Source organism: Microseira wollei NIES-4236, from assembly GCF_020521235.1.
GTDB classification, from domain to species: Bacteria; Cyanobacteriota; Cyanobacteriia; order Cyanobacteriales; family Aerosakkonemataceae; genus Microseira; species Microseira wollei.
The window spans coordinates 1-6,995 of record NZ_BLAY01000303.1; the positions used below are offsets into that span (position 1 = coordinate 1).

Consider the following 6,995-nt stretch of genomic DNA (forward strand, 5'->3'; position numbering starts at 1 on the left):
ATCTTCTGGTTGAGAGCAAAATTTATTGGGTGCCGTCTCCCTACCAATGCCCACCAATAGATTTCTGACTGTAGGGACACGGCATGAGATCATCTTCTGGTTGAGAGCAAAATTTATTGGGTGCCGTCTCCCTACCAATGCCCACCAATAGATTTCTGACTGTAGGGACACGGCATGAGATCATCTTCTGGTTGAGAGCAAAATTTATTGGGTGCCGTGTCCCTACAAAACCCCTTAAAACGGATTGTAACTATTTTTTATGATCGGACTCTTGCAGAAATTGGATTTTTTGGCATGGACTCTTGCAAAAGTTTCCCCGGGCGCTCAGACTGAAATTTAAGGCTATATCCTGATTGATATAGCTCAGATTTCCCATTGCCTGATATTTTTGCTACAAGTCTTATGATTCAGTTCGTTTCCTTTACCTACAAATGGTTGCAACGCGGGTGGATGATATTTTTACTCATCCTTTGTTTAAATATCTTTGCACCCGCAACAGCAGTCGCAGCACCACCTACTGCCCCAGTTACACCCATAGAAGTTAAGGTTAGTTTGGGTAATCAAGCAAACGAGTTAAAGTTTTTCCCAAATCACCTCGAATTCCTGGCGGGGAAGATGTATAAACTCGTACTAGATAACCCCAGTCCCCAAAAACATTACTTCACCGCTAAAGACTTCGCCGATGGAGTCTGGACGCAAAAAGTCCAAGCTGGCAAAGTAGAAGTAAAAGGCGCCATCCACGAGTTGGAATTATTGCCGGAAGGCGTTGCAGAATGGGTGTTTGTACCGATGAAACGGGGAAATTATACCCTACGCTGTCCCATACCGGGACATACAGAGGCGGGGATGACGGGGACGATAGCGATCGCGCCTCAGTAGAAGCGATATTGTCAGACAAAACAAATTACTAAAAGGTTGAATTTCCGGTAATTTTTTTTACCGGAAATTCCCACCAAACTATGCCATAAACCGGGTTTCTTCGGAAATCTCCAGTTGACAAATCAAATATTTTTCAGATCAACCCGGTTTCTTTGCGTAAGTCCTGTATTTCTTAATCAAAGATTCTTCCCCAATTGGAATCAAGTTTATTGCTTGAGTTCCAAACTTAATAACGCCGGGAAAATCTGTTGCGATCGCCGCCGCCGCCGCCTCGGTTATCCCCACCGCGTCCGCCTCTTTGTTCCCGGGGTTTTGCTTTATTGACTTTCAGGGTGCGATCCATCCATTCTGCACCATCGAGAGCCTCAATAGCAGCAGATTCTTCAGCTTCTGAAGCCATTTCCACAAAGGCAAAGCCACGCTTTCTACCAGTTTCCCGATCGGTGGGTATCTGAACCCGCTTCACGGTACCATATTCAGTAAATACATTCATAATATCGTCTTGCGTGACTTCGTAAGACAAGTTGCCTACATAAATTGACACAAAGTCTCTCCAGAATCAGAAGGTGTAGAGAGGTCGATCGGTCGAGGAGTCTGTAAGTTTTACTGACAAACGCGATCGCCGAATTTATTTCTCAGGTGAGATCTTAACATAGACTCTCTTGGGACTAGCCAAACCTCTATCCGCAGACGTAGGGCGATTTCCCTATTCTGGGTATAGGACTGGCGGAGGCGATTCCTCGCCAGTCCTATACTATGCTCAAGCTAGCGCACTCACGCCGGGATTATAATCTTGCACCGCAGATAGCCGCCATTTGGCTTCGCCCTCCAATTCTAAAACCTGCTGGTGGTACTTTTCCGCGATTGGAGTGAATCTGTACAAACTGCGCTCGAATTTATCTTCCCACAAATACTCATGTCTTTTTTTTTACTTAACATTGAACATTTGATGCCGCTTGCGCGTAGTTATCGAGCTTTTTACTTATATCTGAGTTTACTAAGTTTGCTGTTATCACCACAATAAAGGTGATAATAATAAATTTAGCAAATACTTATTATAACAAATTGAATGGCAATTTGTATTGTGACCCCTTGCTCAATCTGCGGACATTATGTATGCTGAAATTAAAATTAATTTTGATTCCTAATTTAGTAGTATTTCAAATTAACCATTTGAGCAATCAGGAGGATATTTATGAAAGGCTCTAGCTCGTAAAATGAAGGATTGAAAAAATATCAATCTCCCTTGATGGTGAAGTTGAACTCTGTAAAATACGCCACATTAGGCGGTCAATTTGGGGCAGCAATTGACCTGGAAGGAAAGTGGCGTCGCTAGTGTAAACAACGATTAGGCAACCAGGAACTTCTCTGGATATAAATAATTTATATCCAGGCCAAGAAGTTCCTGGCATAAAAAAATGAAATATTTATTGCTATTGTATTTTTTTTTTGTAATGGTTAAATAACAAAAGCCATGATTTTTTTGTATTTTTTTATCAAATAAATAGAGGAGAAAATAACAATGAAACCGCGCTTTTTTTTAGGGGATTTCTCAACATTTAATTCGCCAAATAACCTCTTTTAAAATTCTCTAACAAAAGCAGAGAGAGCTTGGGATGATTCACATAATTTGTGGGTAAGTGGTTGCTGGAAGCAATCTGAAATAATATGTGTTTACGAAGGGGCTGCTCGTTTAGCTATATTAGGAGAATGCCTTGAAGAAACACAGGTTGTAGCGGAATTATTTCGTAGCTTTGTTAGCCATAAAAACTATAACAAGCTTAGGAAGTTAGCGGGTAATTACAACATTATTGTACAGGATGAAACAGGAATTAAAGTTTTTACATATCTAGCTGGACTGAGAAGAGTTTTTTATTCAACACATGAATCTGTTGTGTTTTTTTCATCCTCCAGCATAGTATTGAAACAACTCGTAAAAGCAAGTCTTAATCCTAGTTGGTTAGCTGCAAATATGATGTGTGACACTATGCCGGAGATACTACAATGTTCTTCTCCTTTTCAGAATGTTGAGGTTATGCCAGCAGGGGATTTTTTACAAATATCCTCAGAACAAGTTAGGTGTAGGCAATATTGGACGCCGTCGAGAAGTTTTGAAAATATAGCAGAAGCATCAAAAGAGCTTCGCAAACAGCTTTGGATTTCTGTTGAGCGGAGAGTTCGTGCTTGTAATGACGTAACCAGCGATCTTAGTGGGGGCCCAGACTCCACCAGTCTAGCTTTGATAGCGGCTAAAATTCTTGCTAAGCGAGGTTTAAGCTTAAAGACAGTAACTCTCGAAGGGGAAGGTGCTTCTTCTGATGATATTAATTGGGTTAAGTCAATAACGGCTCTACACCCTGAGCTGGTACATTCAATAATAAGTAATTCTCACTTAGCTGATTTTACTGTAGATATAGGACAATTCCCCCTAACCAATGAGCCTAGCGGGCTTGAGTCTATTATTCCTAGATTTAAGCATTGGTGGAACTACGTTAAGTTGCAGAAATCTGAGCTTCACCTAAGCGGATCAGGTGGAGACTGCGTACTTCAGGCTCATGAATCCTATTTAATTGATTTGATTATTAGAAAAAAAATATAACTTTTATTAACTATTGCTATGGAGATTCAAAGGTTTTTGGTATTGCCCGATTAGGTTTAATTTTAAATACAATTTTTCAAGTATATCTTCTTATAAATACGAGATATTAAAACAGGTTAATCAACTAGAAAATTCCCTAAAATTCCCTAAAAGAAGTTTTCAACCATTTGATGCTTCGAGAGATATAGGATGGTCTGGTTATCCAGATGTTGCCAGTTGGTATACGGAGGAATCTATGGGTTTAGTGGCGATTAAGCTGCGAGAACACGTAAACTATTTCGTTCCTTTCTCGGATGAACCAGGAGAGAATCTGTCTATTATTTGTATCCACAGCATGGCACGTTATTGCAGCGGAATGCAACAGGTTGCCCAAGCTAGCGGAGTCAACCTTACTTTTCCATTTTTTGACTCTTTATTAATTGATACTTGTCTTAAAACAAAGGTAGAAGACAGAACTAGCCCTTTCGTCTATAAGCCCTTACTTAAAGAAGCACTGTACTGTGATTTTCCGGGAAGTTTTTTAAGTCGCTCCACTAAAGGTGACTATACCACTCAGCGATGTAATGATATTCTAGTAAACTTGAGTAAAATCCACGATAGATTTGATAATTCATATCTATTCCAAATGGGATTGATAGATATAAAAAAATTTAGAATATGTCTGGATCAGTTGGCGGCAGGTTATACAGCAACCTTAAGAAGCCTGTTAAATAACTCAAGTTGCTAGTTATCTCATGAATAGAAGCTAATGGCTAATGGCTAATGGCTAATGTGGGTAAAAATCCTATATTAGCAATTAGCAATTAGCCAGCTGGCAACGCCCTTGTTTATAACTAGCAACTTGCGTTAAATACGATAGAGTCTGAGCTGTGGTTACAACGGTTAATGAAGCAGGAAGCTGGTGAATAATTATATTATGTTTGACAAAAGTGATGAACCAAAATTAATGAGTGAGAAGCTTACTATGCAATACGTTCGAGTTCCCAAACACATTACTCTAGCTTTATTTGAAGAAAATGCAGTAATTTTAGACTCTCAAAATGGAGTTTATTACGGTTTAAATAGTGCGTCAGAGTTCTTCCAAGCTTTGATAAAGCTTAATTCACTCGATGCTGCTATAGAGAAATTTTTGATTCTCTACTCAAAATCATCACCATAAATAGAAAAAATAATGAGATATTTTTCTCATATTTTGGGAGAAATGCGTATTGGATAAATTTAATTTTTTAATGATAATTTCTTAAACTTTAACCCCATAAAAAAATAGATAAAACCCTGATTTATTCTGTTAAATGGAGCGTTCATAGTTATGAAATCACAGGTTTTTGTTAGCTCTAGGTATGAGGAGATAAAAATTAGTTTATTAGATAGAATAGCAGGTCAGTTACTCGTGTTACTGGCATATCTTTTGATAGGTTTTCTGCCTCTCTCAACAATCAGCAAAATTATCAGTGTTTTCAAGTCACGCTGTGGGCGGGAAATTTATGAGGAAGAGGCTAAAGTTGCATGGAAAGCAGTTCGCCAACTCGGAATTGCTTCTCTAGGAAGAGTAGCTTGCCTGGAACTATCTTTAGCTTTTATGTTATTTGCATTAACAAGAAGGCTATCAGCAACATGGTGCGTAGGTGTAAGCATCAATCCCTTTGCTGCACATGCTTGGGTCGAAATCAATGGAATACCTTTTAAAGAGCAAGATGAAATTGAGCATCTGTATAAAAAGATTTTGGTGGTTTAACTTTTCTGTGGGCAGTACTTGTCACAGGCTAAAGTAAAAATACTTGATAAAATATCGTGTTCTCAAAAATATTATGGAACAAATTAGGCAAAACTGGCGTTTTGTATCGCTTGCACTGCGATTAACCTGGTGTGCCAGCCCAAGGTTGCTGCTGAGCCTTTTGTTTTTACTTGGCATCAGATCAATTTTGCCATCGTTACAGTTGTTGCTGTCGGGGATAATTATAAATCGAGTTGCCATTGATCTTGGTCTTTCCAAGACATTTGACGCTTTTGCATCTCAAGTATCGCTTGCCGTCTCGATTGCTATAGCTGGTGTTATTTTGGCTTTAAGTCAAGTAATTGATCCTTGCCTCTCCACCCTAGAAAGCTTAGCAGGCGACCAAGTAACAAAGTACGTTAGCGAGGAACTGCTGCGTGCTGCGAATCGCTGGCAAGGACTTGAGCGGTTCGAGGAGCCTACTTTCGCTGACGATCTTAAATGCGCTCGCGAACGTGCTGCTTCTGCCGGTTTAGATTTGATGGTGGAGGGTGCCCAAATAGCCTTATCGTTGTTTACGACAGTAAGTTTAGCCGTAGTTTTGTTAAGTTTACATCCTTTAATTCCGCTGATACTGATCTGATTAACCCTGCCGCAAATGCTCCAGACATGGCAGTATCGTACCCGGCTTGGTAATCATCTTTATATCCAGACTTCTGAGTCGCGTCAACTTGAATACAACCGTAATGTTCTCTTGAGACCAGAGTTTGCTAAGGATGTTCGTTTATACAACCTCGGACTATTTTTTAAGTCGCGTTACAAAGACATTTTTCAGCGCACGATCGCAATACTGGATCGGTTGCACCGTCAAATTGGTGTCAGAGTAGCTGTTTTTAGCATCCTCGCTGCTGCTGCATCTGGTGTTGTTTACCTTTACGTTGTTTGGCTAGTAACGCAAGTTGTTAGTTATAAACTTCGGGGTTGCTAATGGCTAATTGCTAATTGCTAATTGCTAATATACGATTTTTACTGACATGAGCCATGAGCCATGAGCCATCAGCCATCAGCCATCAGCCATTAGCCATGAGCTCCTATGCATGAGATAACTAGCAACTTGAGTTAGTAGCACATGGTGAGCGGCCTGTAGGCGATCTGGTGTTGTATGGTGGCAGTGCAACAACGCTACAGCTTAACCTGCTTTCTCTAGGCTTTGGCATTGGATACCTGCCGATGATACTAGGTTTCTTACCCAGTTTATTCCGCGTGCTTGAAGCTCCACCTGACTTGCCACTACCGACAGAACCTAAACCCATCCCTCGACCAATTCGCCAGGGGTTCATTTTTGAAAGGGTTAGCTTTACTTACCCTGGAAGGAATCTGCCTGTTTTGGATGAAGTTTCATTCTGTATCAAACCCGAAGAATGCATGGCATTAGTAGGCTGTAATGGCGCTGGCAAAACGACAATTGTCAAGCTTCTGCTCCGCTTATATGACCCCACGGCTGGTCGCATTTTGCTCGATGGTATTGATTTGCGCGAGTACGACTTAGCCAGCCTTAGAGGCGAAGTTAGTGCTATTTTTCAAGACTTTGTACACTATGAGTTGAGCGCTGGTGAAAATGTGGGGGTAGGACAGGGTGACATCCTCCCGACGCTGATGATACGCATACAGCGCCAGCTTCCAACCTCGCGATTGGATATTCCTAGTTCCTTCCTTTACAGGTGTTTCGCCACTGATCTAGAACAGGTTGGTACAAACGTAGATGAATACTCCCACCGTTGGTTCCCCGATAGCCCGACTGCA

The 6,995-nt window shown here is 40.8% G+C and carries 9 protein-coding genes; 8 read left to right on the top strand and 1 reads right to left on the bottom strand.

Annotation, left to right across the window (positions count from 1 at the left end; genetic code table 11):
- Positions 1 to 402: 402 nt before the first annotated feature.
- Complete coding sequence (locus MiSe_RS46565; RefSeq protein ID WP_226593766.1) at positions 403 to 879, top strand: plastocyanin/azurin family copper-binding protein; 477 nt, start codon at positions 403 to 405, stop codon at positions 877 to 879.
- 226 nt (positions 880 to 1,105) lie between these two features.
- On the opposite strand, the gene rbp is transcribed toward MiSe_RS46565, so the two are convergent.
- Positions 1,106 to 1,423, bottom strand: coding sequence for an RNA-binding regulator (rbp, locus tag MiSe_RS46570; RefSeq protein ID WP_226593768.1), 318 nt, complete (start codon positions 1,421 to 1,423; stop codon positions 1,106 to 1,108).
- Between the two features lie 1,086 nt (positions 1,424 to 2,509).
- Between rbp and MiSe_RS46575 the strand changes: the two genes are divergently transcribed.
- From MiSe_RS46575 to MiSe_RS46605, 7 genes are all read left to right on the top strand, one after another.
- The gene (locus MiSe_RS46575) at positions 2,510 to 3,478 is read left to right on the top strand and encodes an asparagine synthase-related protein (protein ID WP_226593770.1); all 969 of its coding nucleotides are present in this window, start codon (positions 2,510 to 2,512) and stop codon (positions 3,476 to 3,478) included.
- Positions 3,479 to 3,491: 13 nt separating this feature from the next.
- Complete coding sequence (locus MiSe_RS46580) at positions 3,492 to 4,205, top strand: asparagine synthase-related protein (RefSeq protein ID WP_226593772.1); 714 nt, start codon at positions 3,492 to 3,494, stop codon at positions 4,203 to 4,205.
- A 174-nt stretch (positions 4,206 to 4,379) separates the two neighbouring features.
- Positions 4,380 to 4,637 carry a hypothetical protein gene (locus tag MiSe_RS46585; RefSeq protein ID WP_226593774.1) on the top strand — a complete coding sequence of 86 codons (258 nt, stop codon included), beginning with the start codon at positions 4,380 to 4,382 and terminating at the stop codon, positions 4,635 to 4,637.
- Positions 4,638 to 4,787: 150 nt separating this feature from the next.
- Positions 4,788 to 5,213, top strand: a complete 426-nt coding sequence (locus MiSe_RS46590; protein WP_226593776.1) for a lasso peptide biosynthesis B2 protein — start codon at positions 4,788 to 4,790, stop codon at positions 5,211 to 5,213.
- A gap of 73 nt (positions 5,214 to 5,286) precedes the next feature.
- On the top strand, positions 5,287 to 5,835 hold the full coding sequence (locus MiSe_RS46595) for a hypothetical protein (protein WP_226593778.1): 549 nt from the start codon (positions 5,287 to 5,289) through the stop codon (positions 5,833 to 5,835).
- A 15-nt stretch (positions 5,836 to 5,850) separates the two neighbouring features.
- Positions 5,851 to 6,180: a hypothetical protein gene (locus MiSe_RS46600; RefSeq protein WP_226593780.1), complete on the top strand. Its 330-nt coding sequence runs from the start codon at positions 5,851 to 5,853 to the stop codon at positions 6,178 to 6,180.
- Positions 6,181 to 6,347: 167 nt separating this feature from the next.
- On the top strand, positions 6,348 to 6,995 hold a 648-nt coding region (locus tag MiSe_RS46605), incomplete at its 3' end, for an ATP-binding cassette domain-containing protein (protein WP_226593783.1).